Here is a 19,624-nt window from a genome sequence, read left to right as displayed (position 1 = left end):
TCGCGCCTTGGCTCTTTGTTTGAGCATGATCTCTTCGGAAAACCGCTTCGCACTTTTCCGGATCATGCTTTAGCCCTCGCGCGATGGCTTGCGCCACCGCGCTTCGCTTAATTGTTCGTCGTCGGCAGATCGTTCGGGCCGTACTGCTTGAACTCGAAGATCTTGCGCGTCAGGCCGGGCGCCAGCGCGGAGATCGGGTTGACGCGCAGCACCGGCGCGCTCGGCGTTCCCACCACTTCATAGGTCACGCCGATCAGGCCTTCATTGCTGCCGGCGCCGAGGAAAATCCCGAAGAACGGGATCTGGCCGAACATGTTGTTCAACCCGTACATCGGAATGAAGGTGCCGTTCATCCGCACCTGGTTGCCGATATAGTCGATGCTGCCTTCGATGGTCGCGCCGATGGTCGGTCCCTTGACCACACCATTGCGGATCGAAAGCTGACCGCTCTGGCGCGTGAATTCGGCGCGCAGCGCGTCGAACCCGATGCCGTTCTGGGTGCTGACCGGCCCGCCGGCAACGGCGCGATCGAGCTGGGTTTCGCCCTTCACCGAGAAGCCGGTGATATTGATGAGCCCCTCCCTTGGGCTCGGCTCGGGGATCGGCGGCTCCATCGCGAGCGTAAGCTGGCCGCCGACCACCTTCGAATAGGTGTCGATGAAGCGCAGGAACGCACCGGCGTCGCTGGTCTGCAGATAGATCACCTCGCGGCCCTGCTGGCGTCCGCGCATATCGACCGTGACGGGGGTGTCGCGGCCGACCTTGCCGCTCAGCGTGAACGCCTTGAAGAACCCGTTGCGGCGCGAGACCTTGGCGTCGACGCTGCGCAGCGCTTCGCCGTTGAATCCTGCGACCGCGCCGAGTTTCAGATCGACATCGAAATCGGTGGTCCTGGTCTTGCTCTTGGGATCGCTATCGCGGCCGGAGATCGCCGACTTCAGGAAGCCGCGACCGTCGAACACGTCGCCGCGCATCGTGACCTTGATCACGCCGTCGGGACCGCGATCGGCCCGCAGCGAGGTCTTGTCGCCTTCCGACGGCGCGTAGGTCGGGAAGTACGCATTCATGAGATCGCCGTTCTGGTCGACCTCGAGCGCCCCCTTGATCGACACGCCTGCGCCGTCGATCGAGATATCCTCGAACCGGGTCGATTGCCCCTTCGGCACCACGTTGAAGGTCGCCCTGCCGGCACGGCCCTGCGCCTTGACCCAGCCCGGCAGGATGTTGTCGAGCTTGAGCTGGGTCAGGTCGGCCTCGACGCCCATCTTGGTGGTGGGATTGTCGCCGCTGCCGATCTTGCCGCTCAGCTTGATCGGGATCGCGCCGGAGACCGCGGGACCGAGATCAAGCCCGAGGCGCGCGCGGCTCGCATCGTCCAGCGTCGCCTGCAGCTTGACGTCGGCATCGCCCTCGGCCGGCTTGCGGTAGTCGAGCGAGGCTGCCTGCCCGTTGATCTTGACGTCGCCCTTGACCTGGAAGCCGGCATTGCTGGCGATCACCTTCAGCGCGTTGGCTTCGAGCTTCTGGTTCATCACCAGCTTGTCGACGGCAACGCCGGAGATGTCGGCGGTGACCGAGTAGAGCGTATCGGCCTTGGTCAGCTCGCCCTTCACGGGCATGCCGAGGTTGATCGTCGCGGTGACGTTGCCCTTGCTGGCGTTGGGATCAATCGGTGGACCGGAGAGATCGCTGAGCCGGTCGGAGGCGAGGATCTCGGCGGCAGCCGGCACCGGACAGTCGACCCGGAACTTGACCTTCGACGGCGACGGCTTCGGCGCCATGTCCGGCACCTCGAAGGTGAAGTCCGACAGCGTGATCTTGCGGCCCGCCGGCGTGTCGGCAATGCCCTGGTTGATGGTCACGGTCGCGGTGCGGCCGGTCACCCTGGCCTTCAGATCCGCGTCATGCACCGCGGGCATCTGATCCACGGGACGCACCGTGACACCCGAGGCGACAATGTTGACCGAGAGGCCGTCATCCGGAATCGGCGGTCCCTTGCGCGACAGGTTGTGCACCGGCGAATTGACGCCGACATCGATACGCTGGAGCGTGCCGCGGTCGATCCGCTCGAGCACCCATTCGCGCACCTCGGGCACGATGATGACCGGCCACATCCGTTTCAGGGCCGAGGCCGACATCGGCGTGCCGGCGAATCCGAGCTGCAGCCGCGGCTCGCCGGAATAGTCGATGCTGCCGGTTCCGGCGACGCCGATCTCGCCATTGGAGATGTCGGCCTGGGTCAGCAGCACGCGCTTCTTGTCGGTGTCGAACCGGAAGCCGATGTTGATGCGATTGAAGATCAACGGTGGTTCGTTCTTGTCGGCGCCGGCCAGCACGATGGTGCCGCCCGACAGGCCGGCCTGCCAGTCGGTGACGTTGTCGTTCGGCGGCTCGAGATGGCCGAGCAGCGTGATGCGATTGGCGCCCGAGACGACCTTGATCGGCGCCAGCAGTACGCGCCGGCCCGAATCCCATTCCACGCTCATCTCGGCGGAATCGATCGGCATCGGGTAGTCGGGCGTGTCGGTGTCGATGATGTTGCCGGCGCCGACATTGATCTTGCCGCGGAAGTAGGTCGGCAGGCCGTCGCGGCCGAGCTCACCCTTCATCTCGCCCGACAGCGGCAGGTCGGCGGTGTAGGTCAGATCCTTGGTCCTGAGCGCGAGCAGGATGTTCCGGGTGGAAACCTTGTCGGCCTTGATGTCGACCGAGCGCACGCCGTTCTGCTGTGGTCCGACCAGCACGCGCACCGACCAGGGCTTTGCGCCCTCCTCGCCGAAGCTGAGCGCGACGCCGCCGCCGCTCGGGCGCCGCAGGCTGAGGCTGATGTTCTCGAAGCTCCATTTGTTGCCGCGCTGCTGATCGTCGACGACGAGATTGCCGTTCTTCAGGCCGATCTCGTTGAGGTTCTGCCCGTCGAGGCCGGTCATGCTGAGGCTGTCGAGCCAATCGAGACCGGCGAGCAGCCCGCTCTGAGCCGAATCGGACGCGCCCGCGGAGGGCTCGGCGGCAGCTGGCGGCGAGGCAACCGGCGGCGGCGGGGCTGCGGGTGTCGGACGCGGGAATGTCGGCGGCATCCCCGCCTCCCGCTTGGAGGCAACGCCGGTGGCCAGCGGTTTTGCGGTGTCACCGGCGGACACGGTGACATTGCCGTCGGGTGTGATGCGCACCGACAGCTCCGCATCGACCAGATTGAGGCTCTCCGCCCGCAACTGGCCCATCAAGAGCGCGGTTCCCGACAGGCGCACTTCGGCCTTGGGCGCGCTCGCAACCACCGCATGGTCGCGGTCGCGGACGATGATGTCGCGGATGCGCACCGCGATCCTGACGCGGCCGGCGCGCTCGATCTGCGTTCCGCCGACCTCGACCGTGTTGCCGTGGCCGATGTTCTCCTCGATCGCCGCGGCGAGCCACGGCGTCGCCATGTCGAGATTGATCGGGCCGGCGCCGAGCCGCCACCACAGCCCGCCGAAGCAGGTCGCGAACATCGCGACCAGCACCACGAGGACCAGTCCGATGCGACGGATCCAGCGCTCGCCGTTCAGCCAGCGCTGCATGCCGGAGCAGAAATCGATGAAGCGATGCAGGTTGGTGTGGGAACGCGCCAGCAATTGCCGCGCACGGTTGCCCGCCGCCTCATCCTGCTCGTCCCACGCAGCGTCGTCCTCCCATTGCGAGAGGTCAGCCCCGGCGCGCGGATTTGGACCCTGCGGCGACGTGTTCCTTGCCATTGCCTCTCGGTGCTGACGGCGAAGCTGATCGCCGCCATCGGGGCGCCCGTCGATTCGTATCGAGCGCTCCTGTGCCGGCATCGCCGCCTATCCTCGCCTAATCATGTTACTCGCCGATGGCCCCCAGAGCGGACCAAACCAACCAATCAAAAGCCAATTCAGCAAGCGGACGGGTCACGCGTCGAATTCCTTGTCACCATACTCCGTGGCCATCAAACTTGCCCAGCGGCCGGTGCGAATCCGGCCGCCGCCAATAAGACCGCAATACCCCAATGGTTGAGCTTCGGAAAGCGACGAAAGGAAGGCGTATGTCCAAGAAAACGCGCAAGAAATCCTCCAACACAACCGGGAAGCGGGTCGCAACAAAGGTTGCGCGCGCCGCAAGCGCAAGCACTGGGAAGTCCGCGACGAAAACCCGCACAGCGGTTGCGAAGAAGGCAGCGGCCAAGAAAACAACTAAGAAAACGACCAAGGCGACCGCAGCGGGTGTTCGAAGCAAAGCCTCGCACAAGGCGGCATCGAAACCGTTAAAGCGAGAGCCGGCCGCGACCGTGACCAGTTCGTCCGCCGTCACACTTGCCGAGGGCGCCGCGGCGCCTGGCTTCAACCTGCCGCGCGACGGCGGGGACAGCGTTTCGCTGAAGGATTTTGCCGGCAAGAAGCTGGTGCTGTTCTTCTACCCCCGCGCCGACACCCCCGGCTGCACCCGGGAGGCGATCGATTTCACCCGGCTCAAAAGCGAGTTCGTAGCGGCAGGGACCGAAGTGGTCGGCATTTCCGCCGACACGGTTAAGGCGCAGGAGTCATTTCGAAACAAACACCAGCTGTCGGTGCCGCTGGTCTCGGACCCAGCCCACCAGATGCTGGAGGCCTATGGCGCCTGGGCGAAAAATCCATGTATGGCAGGACCTTCATGGGAATTATTCGCACGACGGTTCTGGTCGATTCCGGTGGAAAAATTGCCCGGATCTGGCGTCATGTGAAGGTCGACGGCCACGCCGAAGCGGTATTGGAGGCTGCCCGGGCCCTCTGATCGGGCGGGTTCCGTTTCCTGAAAATTAACCATGACGGGCTCAAATCGGCCCCGCAAATTAGCCGTACGGAGCTTGGTCCGACCGGCCGCGGGAGTACCGATGTCGAGCCGGTCCGGTCACCACAAACACCATCATCCGCAGGACCATGGCCGGACGCCGGTACGCCGTCCGGCAGCGCATCACCCAGCACCTGCCGCCGCGGCGGTGGCGGCCTCCGGCGAGGGCTATACCCTGGTCCATGCCGGCAAGCAGGTCCGGTTCGGGCCGGTGGTGTTCTGGATCATCGTCGGCACCGTGGTGCTGCTCGGCATGTGGTCAGCGGCGACCGCGACCTATTTCGCGTTCCGCGACGACGTGCTGACCCGGCTGATCGCGCGCCAGGCCGAGATGCAATACGCCTATGAGGACCGCATCTCGGAGCTGCGCGCCAAGGTCGACCGCACCACCAGCCGCCAGCTGCTCGACCAGGAGCAGTTCGACCAGAAGCTCGACCAGATCATGAAGCGGCAGTCGACGCTGGAATCGCGCGCCACCGCGCTCGGCGCGATGCCTGACGTCACCAGCACCGGATCGATCAAGCCGCAAGGCCGCGCCGAGGCGGCGCCGTCCTCGGGCACGCTGAAACCCTCCCCGATCAGCGACACCGTGATCTTCGTGGCGCCGCCGGATCGCGAGGCACGGCTGGAATCGCGCGCGCCACCGATCGCCAAGACGCAGCCGAACCAGTTCGCCAAGGCCCAAGGCGTCGACAACGTGCTGGTCCGTCTGCAGACCTCGCTTGACCAGGTCGAGCGGCGCCAGGTTGCCGCGCTCGCCTCGGTCGAGGACAGCATCGATTCCAAGGTGCGCAGGATGCGCGGCGTGATCTCCGATCTCGGCCTCAACATGGCGCAGCTCGAGGCGGCGACGCCGCGCTCCGGCATGGGCGGGCCCTTTGTCCCTGTGAAACTCTCTGCCGACGCCGGCGCGTTCGAACGCCAGCTCTATCGCATCAACATCAACCGGGCACAGATGCAGCGACTGAACCAGACGCTGGCGCTGGTGCCTTACCGCAAGCCCGTGGTCGGTGAAGTCGAATTCACCAGCGGCTTCGGCGTGCGCTCCGATCCCTTCCTCGGCCGGCCGGCAATGCACACCGGCCTCGACTTTCGCGCCGCGCAAGGCGATCCGGTGCGTGTCACCGCCAACGGCAAGGTGGTGTCGGCGGGCTGGGCCGGCGGCTATGGCCGCATGGTCGAGGTCGATCACGGCAACGGGCTCTCGACCCGCTACGGCCATCTCTCCGAGATCGGCGTCAAGGTCGGTGAATACGTCAAGATCGGCCAGGTGATCGGCGCCGTCGGCTCGACCGGCCGCTCCACCGGTCCGCATCTGCACTATGAAACCCGCATCGACGGCGAAGCGGTCGATCCGCAGAAATTCCTCCGCGCCGGCGTTCGGCTCAGCGCCGGCTGAGACTAGCTCAATCTCACGACGATCGATCTGAACATCGGCGCAAGCGGTCTCGCTTGCGCCGATCTTGTTTGTGGTTTCAGCGGCGGCCGCCGCCGCCCATGCCACCGGGCGGTCCGCCACCGCCGAATCCGCCGCCGGGCCCGAACGGACCACCACCGCCGCCAGGACCGAACGGTCCGCCGGGCGGGCCGAAGCCACCGGGACCGGGGCCGGTCGGTCCACCACTCAGGGGATCAGGCGCAGGCCCGCCGCCTGGCGGGCTGCCGCCCGGCATGCCGGACGGCGCCCCACCGGGGCCACCACCTGGACCGCCGCCACCAGGCGCGCCGCGGCCGCCCGGGCCGCCCGGTCCCGATCCATGACCCGGCCCGGATCCGCCGGGGCCGCGGCCCGGCGTGCCCGGGCTCTTCACCGACGAGCCCGGGAACTTGCCGACCGACTGCACCGATTCGACGCGCAGCTCGCGCGGGCCCGACAGCTGCGCGTTGACGACGACGCGCGTATCGGCCGCCGGCGAAAACCGCGAATGGTCGCGCGCGACAAAGCCGGAGCCGAGCTGCAGGTCGTTGCCGACCCGCCGCACATAGGCCTCGATCAACAGCCGGTTCGCGCCGGCGAGATCGGAGAAGTCGTCGGCGCGGCTGCGCGACACCTGCATCACGCCCTGCGCGACGTGTCCTTCGGCCTGCACGCGCTGACCGGCCAGCGCCGCATCGACGCCGGCGAGCTTGAGCTCGCCGATCCGCAAGACGCCGGCACGGTCGCGCTCGAGCGGCCCTGCGACACGCGCGGCGGCGTCATGGCGCTCCTGCACCAGACTTGCGACGACGACGCCGTCGGTGCGGCGCAGCCCGAACACGGCGACATGCGCGCCCACCTTCAGCCAGCTCTCGCGTCCGGTCCAGGCGACCGTCTGGCCGAGCACCGTCAGGGCGCCCGGCTTCATTTGCTCGACCGGCCCGGTCACCTCGCTGGTCACATCGATGCGTTTGGTCGACAGCGTGCCGCCGGCATCGCGCTGCGCCACCACGCGCGCGAGCTGTCCGATCCGCAGCGCCTTCGCGCTCGCCGCCTCGCCGTCGATTCGGACCGGCACGTCGGGTGCGTAGGCGACGCGCTCGCCATTGACATAGATCGAGCCGAACCGCTGGATCACCCCGACGATGCCGGTGCCACCGATGCCCTGATCGGAACCGGTGATGCCGGTGCCGCCGATGCCCTGGTCGTTGCCGCGCTTCTTGACCTGCGCGCCCGCGAGCGACGTTCCGGCAAGCCAGAACGCTGCCAGCAGCGCGCGGCGCGAAATGACCGGCGGGCGCTTCACGCTGCACCGCCTTCGTCGGCATCGTCATCGACCGGACTATCCGGCCCCTCGCGGTAGATGTAGATGCCGAAATTCCAGCGATAGTCGCCGCCCTTGTCTTTTGCGAGCGCGCGGTTGGCCTCGCGGTTGGCGACCTTGAGCGCCTCCATCGCCAGCTCGCGCGAGCGGCCCTCGAGCCGTTTCGCCAGCTTCGCCGACAGGCCGTCGTAATGCACCGCGCGTTCGAGGAAGCGCGGCGCGGCCGACGACACGTTCATCTCGGCGGCCGCCACGTGATCATGCAGGTTGCGGCCGAGATAGTGCCATTTGCGGTCGTCGTCGCCATGCGGCACGAAGGCCTCCTCGACCAGCATGATCTCGTCGTCGTCATTGATGGTGACGAGCTTGCGGTCGAGCCATTCGTCCAGCACGGCGCGCGGCCGCACATCCTTGGTGATCAATTCGACCAGCGTCTCGAACGACGCGGCGCCTCCGTCCGCGGTGCGCGGCAGCGGCAACGGATCGCCCTTGGCATCGGTGAACTCGGGCCCGGCCAGCCAGCGCGCGATGATCGCGCTGGTGCGCGACAGCGTCGCCGGCACGGCATTGACCGGGGCGCCGGCGCCGCGCAGCCGCGCCACCTCCTTGCGGTGGATGCCGGTCAGCAGGCTGACGCGGCTGTCGGTCTGCTCCTTGCCCTCGAGCGCGAAGTCGTGCTCGGCGACGTTGACATAGAGCTCGCGCAGCAGCTGGGTCAGCGCCGGAAACGTCATGCCGCCGCGGATGCAAAGCCGCACCAGCGGACGCAGCATCCGCGCCAGCGGCGCATGCAGCTTCGCTGCGGCGATCGGCGCGGACGATCCCACCTTCGACTTCGGGGCCTTGGCATTCATGCCTAACTTTTAGCCGTCCGCGCCGTGGGACACAATCCCACCTCACTTGACGTGTGACATTTTCCCACTTATGGGAAACAAAATCATCTCCGGACAAGGTTCGCGCGCTCGCCAGCGGGTGTCACGGAGTCCGGCACTGCCGCCATCGCCACGGACCGCTCCATGACGTCTGCCCGATTCGACCTTGCGATCGCGGAAGCCTGCCGGATCGCCCAGGCTCCGTTTGAGGAGTTCGTGTCGACGGTGATGGCGGGCGGCTATCCCTGCCTGCCGGGCGTTGCGCCCGGAACGCCGCGCCGCTTCGACGAAACCGACCTGCTCGCGCTCTACATCTACGGCCGCCTGCTCGCCTTCGGCTTCGGCGGCCTGCGCGCCGGCGAATATGCCTGCCGCGCACATGCGGGCCTCCGCGCCGAGCCCCGCGCGCAATCGATCTCGATTGCGCTGACCTCCGACGGCGGCAAGCGCGTCGTGATCGAGCAGGATCTGCAGCGCCCGGCAGCGGCAATGCTGCCCGAGCGGATTCATTTCGACATCGCCGCGATCAGGCGCCAGATGCAGCCGATCGAACGCAGCACCGCCGAGCCGGCCCGACGCTCCCGCTAGAGCACGCATCTGACGATGCGTTCCGACCTCTCCCCGCACGCGGGGCGAGGTGAAGCGGAGGCCGTTGCTCGATCCACAAGTAGGCTCATGGCGCTTTAGAAACGCCCGCATTCGCTCGCCCGCGCCGTCGCGGCGCGATCGCACCGTCATGCGCTCCGCACCCGTCCGCAAAAAGTTATCCATCGCCATACGTGGGACATAATCCCACATTTTAGTCCGATACCGTTGACGTGTGAAATTTTCCCACGTATCGAGAATTCATCCAAAAGGGAATCCGACCCAATGTCTCTTCGTTCGGCCCGCGAATCCTGTTCGTTTCACGAACCCGGTCGGTTCGCCGCCACCGCACTACGTTTCACGCCGCAGGCGCCATTCCGCTTCACGCCGCAGGCGCCCTGCGGCCCGATCGAGCCGGTGTTTCCGGCGCTGCTGCGCTCGCTGGTGTTCGCCGCCGCGCTGGCGCTGCCGTTCATCGTCGCCCTGTTCGTCGCATGATCCGGATCGAGCCGCCCATGATCGTCGTCGACGAGCCGGCCCGGCGTCCGTCGGTGCTCCACATCTTCAAGGTCTACTATCCCGACCTGTTCGGCGGCACGCTGACGGTGATCCGCGATATCTGCGCCGGACTGAAGGACACGTTCAACGCCGCCGTGCTGGTCTGCTCGCGCTCCGGCGAGCGGCAGATCGTGGTCAATGACGTTGCGGTCGAGCGCGTGCACTCGTTCGGCGACGTGCTGTCGCTGCCGGCGGCGCCGACCTATCCGTGGCGGCTGTGGCGCCGCATCGCCGAGCACGATCTGCTGGCGCTGCACGCCCCCTTCCCGCTCGCCGACCTCGTCTTCGCATTCGGGCTCGGCCGCACCCGCCCGCTGGTCGTGCACTGGCACGCCGACATCGTCTCGCACGCGGCCTTGCGCTTCCTCGTCGAGCCGATGATGCGGCGAACGCTGCGCCGGGCCGCCGCGATCATCGTCTCCGATCCGGTGCTGATCGAAACCACGCCGCTGCTGCAGGAATTTTCCGACAAGTGCCACGCCGTTCCGTTCGGCGTCGATGTCGCGAAATATGACCGGCCGGCCGCCCAGGCCGACGACGTCAACGCCCGCGGCCGTCTCGTGCTCGCCTGCGGACGGCTGGTGCCCTACAAGGGTTTTGACGTGCTGGTGCGCGCCGCGCATGCCCGCAATTTCGGGGTCTGGATCGTCGGCGAGGGCCGCGAGCGCGACAACCTCGAGCAGCTGATCCGCGACTATGGCTTGCAGGACCGCGTCCGCCTGCTCGGCTCGGTGTCCGAGAGCGAACGCGTCAAGCTGATGCGCATCGCCGACGTCTTCGTGATGCCGTCGGTGACCAATGCGGAGACTTTCGGGCTGGCGCAGCTCGAGGCGATGGCCGCAAGCCGGCCCGTCGTCAACACCGCACTCGACACCGGCGTTCCGCATGTCGCCCGCGACGGCCTCGAGGCCATCACGGTGCCGCCCGGCGATCCCGCCGCGCTTGCCGACGCCATCGAGACACTGATCAACGATCCCGAGCGGCGCCGCCGCATGGGTCAGGCCGCGCGCCATCGCGCACTGACGAAATACTCAACCGCAGCCTTCAAGGAGGGAGTCGAGACGGTGTATCGCAAGGTCGTTACCGAGGAGGCCGCCGCAAGGGACGCGGGGTCGTCAGCCCCAGCCCCGCGTTCCCGAACGGCAGGTTTCGTCGGCGCGATCCAGATCGCGGCAACACTGGCCTGGTCCGACGTGCGCCATCGCTACGTCCGCTCCCTCCTTGGACCCTTCTGGATGTCGATCCAGATGGCGATCATGGTGGCCGTGCTCGGCTCGATCATCGGCCATCTCTCCAACGCCAGCGCAGTGGCGCGGCTGCCGATGCTGGCGGCGAGCCTCACCGCCTGGACCTTCCTCAACAGCGTGGTGCTCGACGCCACCACCGCGCTGCAGGGCTCGGCCAGCCTGATCAAGGATCGCGCGCTGCCGCCGGTGATCTTCCTGCTGCAATGTACCTTCCGGCAGGCGCTGTTCGCGGCCCATAACGCGATCGTGCCGCTGCTCCTGTGGCTCGTGCTGACGCCGCGCGATGTCGGCGGCGCCATTGCCGCCCTCCCCGGCCTCGCCCTGTTCGTGGTCTGCACGCTGGGGCTGAGCCTCGTGCTCGGCGCGCTGGCGACGCGTTACCGCGACATCAAGCCGATCATCGAGTCCTCGCTGACGCTGGCCTTCCTGGCCTCGCCGATCATCTGGACATCCGAGATGATCGATCGCGGCTCGACCGTGATGCGGCTCAATCCGCTGACGCATCTGTTCGCGATCTGGCGCGACCCGCTGGCGACCGGTCATGTCGCAACGGCAACCGTGATCTACGTGCTGGCGTGCCTCGCCGCGCTCGCGATCGCCGCGATCGTCACCACGACTCATCTGCGCAAAGCGGCATTCTGGATCTAGGGCATGGCAAGCATCCACCTCCGCGACGTCTGCCTCGATTATCCGCTGTACGGCGCCTACGACTTCTCGCTGAAGCGCCGCCTGCTCGGCCGCCTGTTCCGCCAGACCAGCGAGATGCGGACCATCCGCGCAGTCGACAGCATCTCGATCGAGGCGAACGCCGGCGCACGCATCGGCCTCGCCGGTCCGAACGGCTCCGGCAAGTCCACTCTGCTGCGGCTGATCGCCGGCGTGTTCCCGGCGACCAGCGGCCGGGTCGAGATCTCCGGCAATATCGTGCCGCTGCTCGGCCTCGGTGCCGGCGTCAATCTCGATTTCGTCGCCGCCGACAATATCAGCCTGCTGCTGCGGATCTCGGGACGCAGGCCGACGCCGGCGATCCTGGACGAGATCTGGGCGTTCACTGAACTGGAGCAGCGCATGCAGCGGCTGCCGCTGCGCATGTTCTCGTCGGGCATGCTGATGCGCGTGCTGTTCGCGACCGCGACGGCGTTTCCCGCCGATATCCTGCTGCTCGACGAGTGGCTCAGCGTGGTCGACGAGAATTTCTCGGCCAAGGCCGAGCTGCGGCTGCGCAAGATGGTCGAGACCGCGGCGATCGTGATCATCGCCTCGCACGACCACGCCCTGCTGCGCCGGACCTGCAACAGCATCATCAATCTCGATCACGGCCGCATCGCCAGCACCGTCGCGCTGGATGCGGTCGCCCCGCATCACCTCGAGCTCAGAGAAATCAGCGCATGACAAAGATCCTGGTCGTCAGCGAGGCGCTTGGTGAGCCCAACCACAAGCGCGGCATCTTCCATTTCACCCGTGAATTGATCCGCTCGCTGGCCGGCGACGGCCATGCCCTGACCCTCGTCGTGGAAACCACGCGCCGGTATCGGAAGCTGCGCCGCAGGCAGCAGCGGACGCGCCTGCTGCCTGAGGACTCACGGCTGATCGAGCTGCTCGCGCTCTATCGTTACCTCGATGAAACCGACATGAACTCGCCGATCATGCGTGGCGGCCTGCGCCGCACCGTCGACTGGTTCAAGCACAAGCTCAACGCGGCGACCTCGCTCGAATTCATCATCGCCTTCCTGCGCTCGATTTATCTGCTGCCGACCAGCGTCAAGCGGATCGAGAACCGGACCGAGGGCCTCGAATACATTCCGACCGACTTGCGCCATCTCGAGTTGTTCGGCGATTTCCTGCTCGAGCCCGGCTTCTACAGCTATCAGGACACCTCGGCCCTGACCCGGTTGCCGCCGCCGCGGGTCGATGCGCGCGACTACGACGTCATTCTCGTCGACACTCCGACCCGGGTTGCGATCCAGCGCCGCCCGGGCGCAAAGGTGATTTGCGTCGTGCACGACCTGTTGCCGATCACCGATCTCAAGCTGGACGACATCGCGACACGCCTGTTCCTGTCGCGTCTTTTCACCAGCGTGAATCAGGCTGACGAGCTCGCCTTCGTCTCGAACTACAGTATGAACCGCTTCCGCGCCCTGCTCCCGCAATATGCGCACATTCCGGCGCGAGTGGTCTATCCGCGGACCCGTTTCGACGTCGCGGAAGCGCCGCTTGCGGCGGCGCCAACCGCCGTCCCGGCACGGCCGAGCTTCGTCGTCATCGTTTCGAACGAGCCCCGCAAGAACCTCGCCGCCGTCATCCACGCCTTCCGCAAATTGCCGGAGGCTGATCTCGTCGTGATCGGCTATGCCGGCGGCGCCAACCAGGCGCGCAACCTGCCGAAGAACGTCCGCTTCTCCGGCTATGTCGACGAGCACGAGAAGGCGGCACTGATCGCGGGCGCGCACGGCCTGATCATGCCGAGCCTCGCCGAAGGCTTTGGCGTCCCGATCATCGAGGCATTCGCGGCCAATACCCCCGTGCTGTGCTCCGATATTGCCGTGTTCCGCGAAGTCGCGGGCGAGCTTGCCGACTATTTCGATCCGTTCTCGACCGACTCGATCTGCGCCTCGGTGCGGCGCGTGCTGGGGCAGCAGGAGCAATGGCGCGACCGGATCCGCGCGCGGCGGGCCGAGCTGGCCGAGCGCTTCGGCCACCACACCCAGGCGCGCGACCTGCTGTCGCATCGTGCTGCCCCGGACTTCGCGGCCGCTGCTGCGGCGCTCGCCGCCGCGATGGCGACCTTCAACGGTGCAACCGCGCACGGCGTGTAACCGGTCATGAGCACCGATTCCGACGCCATTGGTCTCGCAATCGAACCGCCAGCACGATGGCGCGATCGCGTCCGCGCCTGGTCCGCCTCAGTCGCCTATGTCCGCGCCACCGATACCCTGATTGCCCTGGCCACGGCGTCGCTACCCTGGTCGACCACGGCACTCGCCGTCTTCATGCTGCTCTGGCTTGTCGCCGTGATCCCGACCATCGACTGGGAGCAGTTCGTGCTCGACCTCGCGCGGCCTTCCTTTGCGTTGCCGATCGCGCTGGTCGCACTCGCCGTGATCGGTGTGGCGTGGTCGGAGACGAGTTGGACCGAGCGGCTGCAGGGCATCAAGCCGCTCGGCAAGCTGCTGCTGCTGCCGTTCCTGCTCGGCTATTTCCAGCGCTCGCAGCGCGGGCTCTGGGTGTTCCTGGCCTTCCTGGTGTCCTGCACGGTGCTGATGATCCTGTCCTGGATCGTGCTGGCGCTGCCGCAGCTCAAGCTCGCGCACACCGCATCCGACGGCGTGCCGGTCAAGAACTACCTCGACCAGAGTCAGGAGTTCGCGCTCTGTGCGTTCGCGCTGGCACTGCCGGCATTGACGACGCTGCGGGCCCGGCAATGGCGCTTCGCTGCCGGCGCCATCGCGCTGATGCTGCTGTTCGTCGCCAACATGCTTTATGTCGTCTCGGCGCGGACCGCGCTGGTCTACATGCCGGTGCTGTTGATCCTGTTCGCCTCGCTGCATCTGTCGCGGCGCGCCACGCGGCTGCTGTTCGCCGGCGTCGCGGTCACCAGCCTCGTGGTCTGGACCACGTCTCCCTACCTCCGCCAGCGCATCGCCGACGTCGGCATCGAGTATCGGGCCCACGATACGTCAGGCATCGCCTCGACCGCGCAGCGCCTGACCTATTGGCGGAAGTCGGTGAAGTTCATCGCCGGCGCAGCGTGGCTCGGGCACGGCACCGGCGCGATCAGGCACATGTTCACGCAGGATGCCGTCGGACAAGCCGGTCTTGAGGCCGAGGTGATCAACAACCCGCACAACCAGACCCTCAATGTCGGGGTCCAGTGGGGGCTGATCGGCATCCTGCTGCTCTACGCGATGTGGATCAGTCACGTCAGGCTGTTCGCCGGCCGCGATCTCGTGAGCTGGATCGGACTCGCCGTGGTCGTGCAGAACATCACAAGCTCGCTGCTCAATTCGCACCTGTCCGATTTTCACGAGGGCTGGATGTACGTGATCGGCGTCGGCGTCGCCGGCGGCATGGCGCTCCGCGCCCGCCGGCTGGAGAAGATTTTGGCGTAGATTTGTGGCCCACGCCGCGCCGCACATTCGGTGTCGTCCCTGCGAAAGCAGGGACCTATAACCACAAATGCTGATCGTTGCGCGATGCTGGAACGACGAGTCCCTTCAACAACATCCGCTGCGGCGTATGGGTCCCGGCTTTCGCCGGGACGACAGTCGTGTTTGCGGCGCTAGCAACGCCTTTCTAACAACCGATCGCCTACCGCGACGCTTCGTGCCCGACCTCGCCGGTGATGACGTCACCGAACAGCTCCCACGCCTCGCCGTTGAAGCGCATCAGCTGCATCTGCTCGATCGGGAAGTAGTCGTCGGGAGAGGTGTTGACCATGACGCCCGGCAGCATCAGGTCGGAGTGGAAGTTCTTCAGGTTGGCGGCCTGCTTCATCACGTTCTCGCGCGTGAGATTGTCGCCGCATTGCTTCAGCACCTGCATCATCGCCTCGGCCTGGACATAGCCATAGAGGTTGTTGGCATTGGCCTTGTCGCCGTCGGGATAATACTTGTCCATGAAGGCGCGCCAGCTTTGCACCGCCGGATCCTTGTCCCAGGTCGGATCGGTCGGGTCCTTCAGGTAGGCGGTCGAGATGATGCCCTTGGAGAACTCGAGGCCGGCCGGTTTCAGCACCGAGGCGACCGAGGTCGCGGTGTTGGCGAGGAAGAATTTCGGCTTCCAGCCGAGCTCGCCCACTTTCCGGATCGCCTGCGCCGAGCCCTTCGGCGCCGCCCAGGAGAAGAAGATGTCGGCGCCGGAATCGTGCAGCGCGACGATCTGCAAATCGATCGAGGGATCGGAGACCTCGTAGGACTTGTCGGCGATGATCATGCCGACCTTGTCGCCGAGCCCGTCCTTCAGGCCCTTGAACTGATCCTTGCCGGCATCGTCATTCTGCCAGAACACCGCGATCTTGCTGTCGGGGAATTTGTCGCGAATGTACTTTGCGTAGATGCGGCCCTCGCTCTGGTAGTTGGGCTGGAAGCCCATCGTCCAGGGAAAGTTCTTGGGATCACCGAACTTGGTGCCGCCGGAGGCGACGAACAATTGCGGCACCTTCTGGCATTCATGTATTTCATGATTGCCGAATTGGACGGCGTGCCGAGCGGCTGGAAGATCAGCAGCACCTCGTCGCTCTCGACCAGCTTGCGCGCCTGCTCGATCGCCTTCGGAGGCGAATAGGCGTCGTCGTAGCTGATGAAGTTGATCTTGCGGCCGTTGATGCCACCCTGCTCGTTGGTCATCTTGAAGAACGCGGCCTCGGTCTTGCCGATCACCCCATAGGACGACGCCGGGCCGCTGTATGGCATGATGTTGCCGATCTTGATTTCGCCATCACTCGCGCCGGGATCGTATTTCTTCTGCGCGGTGGCCGAGGTCGCGATCAGTGCCGCACTTGCGAACGCCGCGATTGCGCCAATATATCCGAAACGAGCCGGCATCGTTTTCTCCCGATTTTTGTCGTTGGTTTTGGCGGCAAGTCTCGCAAGAGACGCATGTGCTGGCAAGCGCTGGGTTTTTCCGTTGGGCGAAACGGCATTGTTGCCTGGCGCTATTTATGATTGAAGGTCGATCTGGGGATCACGAGTCGAGGCGTTCTGATTGCGTAAACCGGACATCCGTACCGGTCCGCGGCATCCGCATCTTGCGGCCGCGGGCTATGAGATCACGCGCCGCCTCAGCGAGTCTGCGCTGGCGAAGCGTGGCCTGCACAAGGCCAATGGCGCGTTCGCGCAGCGCACGATCGCCTCGATCCGCGAAAAGCTGCAGCGCGGCGAGACCGTCTATATCGCAGGCCTCGCCTGCCCCGGCACGCACAATACCGGCGTCGCGCTGGTCGAGATCACCCAGAAGGACGGACCGCGCCTGATCGTCAACAACGAGGAAGAGCGCTTCTCCGGTAACAAGCACACCAACGAGTTCCCGCAACACGCGCTCGACGACATGCGCAAGGTGTTGCAGCGGATGGGCCGCGACATCGGCGATATCGCCGCCTTCGTCACGACATGGGACTATCCGGCGCTGCTGGCGATGCTGATCCGCACCTCGCTCGAGGAAGCGCCGGCCAGCCTCAAACTGCTGCGCGCCCCGATCGCACCGGCGATCAATCTGCGCCAGCTGGATCAGGTGCGGCGGCTGTCGCGCCGGCTCGGCAGGATGTACGGGCTCGACAAGCAATTGCCGCTGATCTGCATGCCGCATCACGACAATCACGCCTGGTACTCGTTCACGGCCTCGCCGTTCGCCGATACGCGCGAGCGTGTTGCGATCGCGGTGCTCGACGGCACCGGCGACGTCGGCTCGATCTCGCTCTATGTCGCCGAGAACGGCCAGATGAAGCAGCTCTATTGCAATGAAAGCCTGTTTGATTCGCTCGGCGCTTTCTACACCGTGATCTCGTCGAGCCAGGGCGGCTGGACCTGGCTTTCCAGCGAGGGCCGCTACATGGGCGCCGCCGCCTGGGGCGACATGAACCGCGCCACCAATCCGTATTATCAGCGCTTGAAGGCGGTGCTGCAGCTCGGGCCCAATGGCAGCGTGCAGCTCAATCGCGCGATGGGCAATTGGTACGCCGATCCCGCCGACAATCCCTATCATCAGCCGCTGATCGATATTCTCGGCCCGCCGCTGCGCCCGGACCAGCTCTGGAATCCCGACGCCGTGCTGCGCGTCGAGGACATCAATCACCGCCCCGACACCAAGGACCGCGTCGACAAGGCGGCCGCGACGCAACTGGTGTTCGAGGACGCGATGATCCATGTCATCGACCATCTCCTGCGCACCACCGGCACCGACCGCCTGGTGCTGACCGGGGGGGTCGCGCTGAACGCGCTCGGCAACATGCGGCTGCTCGAGCATTTCGACGAGGCCTGGTTCGAGCGGGCGCAGCAGCGCAAGACGCGGCTGCATATGTGGGTGCCGCCGGTGCCCGGCGATCCCGGCGTGCCGATCGGCGCCGCCTGGCTCTTCGCGCATATGGCGGGCGCGCCGCGCGGCGCGCCGCTGTCGCACGCATTCTATTGCGGCCTGCCGCCCTCGAACGCCGACATCACCGCGGCGCTGCATGCCGACGACATCGCCTCGACCGAGATCGGCAATGTGGCGACGTCAGAAGGGCGCGATGCGGTTGCCGACCTGATGGCATCCATGGTCGCGCAAGGCGGCGTGATCGCGATCTATCAGGGCGCCGCCGAAACCGGCCCGCGCGCGCTCGGCCATCGCTCGATCCTCGCCAATCCCTGCGATCCCGAGGTGCGCGAGCGGCTCAACGAGCGCGTCAAGTATCGCGAGGCGATCCGGCCGCTGGCGCCGATGGCGACGCTGCAAGCTGCGCGCGATTATTTCGAGCTGGAAGACGGCGCCTCCGACGCTGACTACAACGCCTATAACTACATGGTGCTCACGGCGCATTCGAAGCCCGAGGCGCGCGCGAAGATTCCGGCGGTGGTGCATGCCGACGGCACCGGCCGCATCCAGATCGTGCGCGAGGCCGACGATCCCCTCACCCATGCCTATCTGAAGGCGCTCGGCCGTCATATCGGCGTCGAGATGTCGGTCAACACCTCGTTCAATGTCGCGGGTCCGATCGCGCAGACGCCGGCGCAGGCGATGGACACGCTGCGCCGCTCCAAGGGGCTCGATGCCGTGGTGCTGGTCGCCGACGACGGTACCGCCTATGCCGCCTGGCACGGCGGCGAGCGCGACAGCGGACGCTTCAGCGGATGGTTTGCGGCGTGGAAGCAGGCGCGCGGCTGAACCAGGCCAGCACGCGGCCGTCGATCAAGAGCAGCGCGCTCGCGATCACCGGCGCGCCGATCACCTCGCGCAGCGCGATCGGCTCGCCGAGCACGAGATATCCGAGCAGCATCGCGGTGACCGGAATCAGCAGCGTCACCAGCATCACATTGGTCGCGCCGGAGCGCTGCAGGATCTGGAAGAACACGATATAGGCCAGCGCCGTCGACAACGCCGCGAGCCCGAGCACGGCGAGCCACGTCGCGGGATGCGGCATCGGCAACAGCCACGGCCGATCGACGATGGCGGCGATGGGCGCCATCAGCACTGCCGAGGCCATCATCTGGAACGTCGCGGTGCCCAAGGGCGGCACGCGCTGCGGCAGCCGCCGCCCGACCAGCGCCGCGATGCCGTAGCTGAAGGCGCCCGCGAGGCACAGCAGGATGCCGATGCCCTGCCGGCTCTCGAAGCCGAGCGCATCGCCATGCAGGATCGCAACCCCGATCAGCCCAACCAGGACGCCCGCCACGCGGCGCGCCTGCAGCCGCTCCTCGCCGGCCGCCATCACGACCACCGCGAACAGCGGCGTTGTCGCGTTGAGGATCGAGGCCAGCCCACTCGGAATATAGGTCTGCCCGAACACGATCAGCGCGAACGGCAGCACATTGTTGAACAGCCCCATCGCAATGAACGGCGCCCAGCCGGACAGGCCGCGCGGGAATTCAATTCCGGCGGCCCGCAGCAGCGGCAGCAGGATGATCGTGCCGAGCACCACGCGCAGCAGCACCAGGGTCAGCGGCGGCAATTCGCGCAGGATCACGCCGTTGAAGAAGAACGAGCCGCCCCAGAGTACCGACAGCATGACAAGCAGCCCCCAGTCGCGACGATCGATGCGGTTGTCGGCGGAAGGCATATCGGGCGCTCACCTGCAGTCGGACAGGTGACTAGCGCGGCGCCGCGAATA

Annotated in this window: 13 protein-coding genes and 2 pseudogenes; 10 read left to right on the top strand and 5 right to left on the bottom strand. The window is 66.4% G+C overall.

All coding sequences use genetic code 11. The annotated features are described in order from the left end of the window. Nucleotides 1–107: 107 nt before the first annotated feature. Entirely contained in the window at nt 108–3,812 is a 3,705-nt protein-coding gene (locus tag ACSKB9_RS01770; protein ID WP_438071337.1) for a hypothetical protein, read from the bottom strand. 227 nt (nt 3,813–4,039) lie between these two features. Here ACSKB9_RS01770 and ACSKB9_RS01765 point away from each other — a divergent pair. Further along, nucleotides 4,040–4,764: pseudogene (locus ACSKB9_RS01765) on the top strand (peroxiredoxin). A 100-nt stretch (nt 4,765–4,864) separates the two neighbouring features. Beyond that, the gene (locus ACSKB9_RS01760) at nt 4,865–6,220 is read left to right on the top strand and encodes a peptidoglycan DD-metalloendopeptidase family protein (RefSeq protein ID WP_438071335.1); all 1,356 of its coding nucleotides are present in this window, start codon (nt 4,865–4,867) and stop codon (nt 6,218–6,220) included. Nucleotides 6,221–6,296: 76 nt separating this feature from the next. On the opposite strand, the gene ACSKB9_RS01755 is transcribed toward ACSKB9_RS01760, so the two are convergent. Both ACSKB9_RS01755 and ACSKB9_RS01750 read right to left on the bottom strand, forming a co-directional pair. Beyond that, nucleotides 6,297–7,544 (bottom strand): DUF5666 domain-containing protein, encoded by a 1,248-nt coding sequence (locus tag ACSKB9_RS01755; RefSeq protein ID WP_438071334.1) that lies wholly within the window; start codon nt 7,542–7,544, stop codon nt 6,297–6,299. Next, the gene (locus tag ACSKB9_RS01750) at nt 7,541–8,416 is read right to left on the bottom strand and encodes a DUF6502 family protein (protein WP_438071332.1); all 876 of its coding nucleotides are present in this window, start codon (nt 8,414–8,416) and stop codon (nt 7,541–7,543) included. Before ACSKB9_RS01750 ends, ACSKB9_RS01755 begins: the two co-directional genes overlap by 4 nt. 162 nt (nt 8,417–8,578) lie before the next feature. On the opposite strand from ACSKB9_RS01750, the gene ACSKB9_RS01745 reads away from it, so the two are divergent. The 6 genes from ACSKB9_RS01745 (at nt 8,579) to ACSKB9_RS01720 (ending at nt 14,933) form a co-directional block, all read left to right on the top strand. After that, complete coding sequence (locus ACSKB9_RS01745) at nt 8,579–9,022, top strand: hypothetical protein (protein WP_438071330.1); 444 nt, start codon at nt 8,579–8,581, stop codon at nt 9,020–9,022. Nucleotides 9,023–9,304: 282 nt separating this feature from the next. Next, complete coding sequence (locus ACSKB9_RS01740; protein ID WP_229193436.1) at nt 9,305–9,517, top strand: hypothetical protein; 213 nt, start codon at nt 9,305–9,307, stop codon at nt 9,515–9,517. 17 nt (nt 9,518–9,534) lie between these two features. After that, the gene (locus tag ACSKB9_RS01735; protein WP_438071328.1) at nt 9,535–11,472 is read left to right on the top strand and encodes a glycosyltransferase; all 1,938 of its coding nucleotides are present in this window, start codon (nt 9,535–9,537) and stop codon (nt 11,470–11,472) included. Nucleotides 11,473–11,475: 3 nt separating this feature from the next. Then, the gene (locus ACSKB9_RS01730; RefSeq protein ID WP_438071323.1) at nt 11,476–12,216 is read left to right on the top strand and encodes an ABC transporter ATP-binding protein; all 741 of its coding nucleotides are present in this window, start codon (nt 11,476–11,478) and stop codon (nt 12,214–12,216) included. Continuing rightward, on the top strand, nt 12,213–13,640 hold the full coding sequence (locus ACSKB9_RS01725) for a glycosyltransferase family 4 protein (RefSeq protein WP_438071321.1): 1,428 nt from the start codon (nt 12,213–12,215) through the stop codon (nt 13,638–13,640). Before ACSKB9_RS01730 ends, ACSKB9_RS01725 begins: the two co-directional genes overlap by 4 nt. Before the next feature lie 6 nt (nt 13,641–13,646). After that, entirely contained in the window at nt 13,647–14,933 is a 1,287-nt protein-coding gene (locus ACSKB9_RS01720) for an O-antigen ligase family protein (protein ID WP_438071320.1), read from the top strand. Between the two features lie 199 nt (nt 14,934–15,132). Here the strand turns inward: ACSKB9_RS01720 and ACSKB9_RS01715 are convergent. Beyond that, nucleotides 15,133–16,235: pseudogene (locus tag ACSKB9_RS01715) on the bottom strand (ABC transporter substrate-binding protein). On the opposite strand from ACSKB9_RS01715, the gene ACSKB9_RS01710 reads away from it, so the two are divergent. Together ACSKB9_RS01710 and ACSKB9_RS01705 are read left to right on the top strand one after the other, a co-directional pair. Continuing rightward, a complete protein-coding gene (locus tag ACSKB9_RS01710) occupies nt 16,234–16,491 on the top strand; it encodes a hypothetical protein (RefSeq protein WP_438080627.1) in 258 nt (85 codons plus the stop codon). The pseudogene ACSKB9_RS01715 and the gene ACSKB9_RS01710 overlap by 2 nt on opposite strands. Before the next feature lie 36 nt (nt 16,492–16,527). Beyond that, complete coding sequence (locus tag ACSKB9_RS01705; protein ID WP_438071318.1) at nt 16,528–18,681, top strand: carbamoyltransferase C-terminal domain-containing protein; 2,154 nt, start codon at nt 16,528–16,530, stop codon at nt 18,679–18,681. Here ACSKB9_RS01705 and ACSKB9_RS01700 read toward each other — a convergent pair. After that, nucleotides 18,641–19,573, bottom strand: a complete 933-nt coding sequence (locus ACSKB9_RS01700) for a DMT family transporter (RefSeq protein WP_438071317.1) — start codon at nt 19,571–19,573, stop codon at nt 18,641–18,643. The genes ACSKB9_RS01705 and ACSKB9_RS01700 overlap by 41 nt on opposite strands. Nucleotides 19,574–19,624: the final 51 nt, after the last annotated feature.

Source organism: Bradyrhizobium sp. BR 1433, assembly GCF_051547665.1.
In the GTDB taxonomy this organism is placed as follows: domain Bacteria; phylum Pseudomonadota; class Alphaproteobacteria; order Rhizobiales; family Xanthobacteraceae; genus Bradyrhizobium; species Bradyrhizobium australafricanum.
This window is presented reverse-complemented; position numbering and strand designations above follow the sequence as displayed.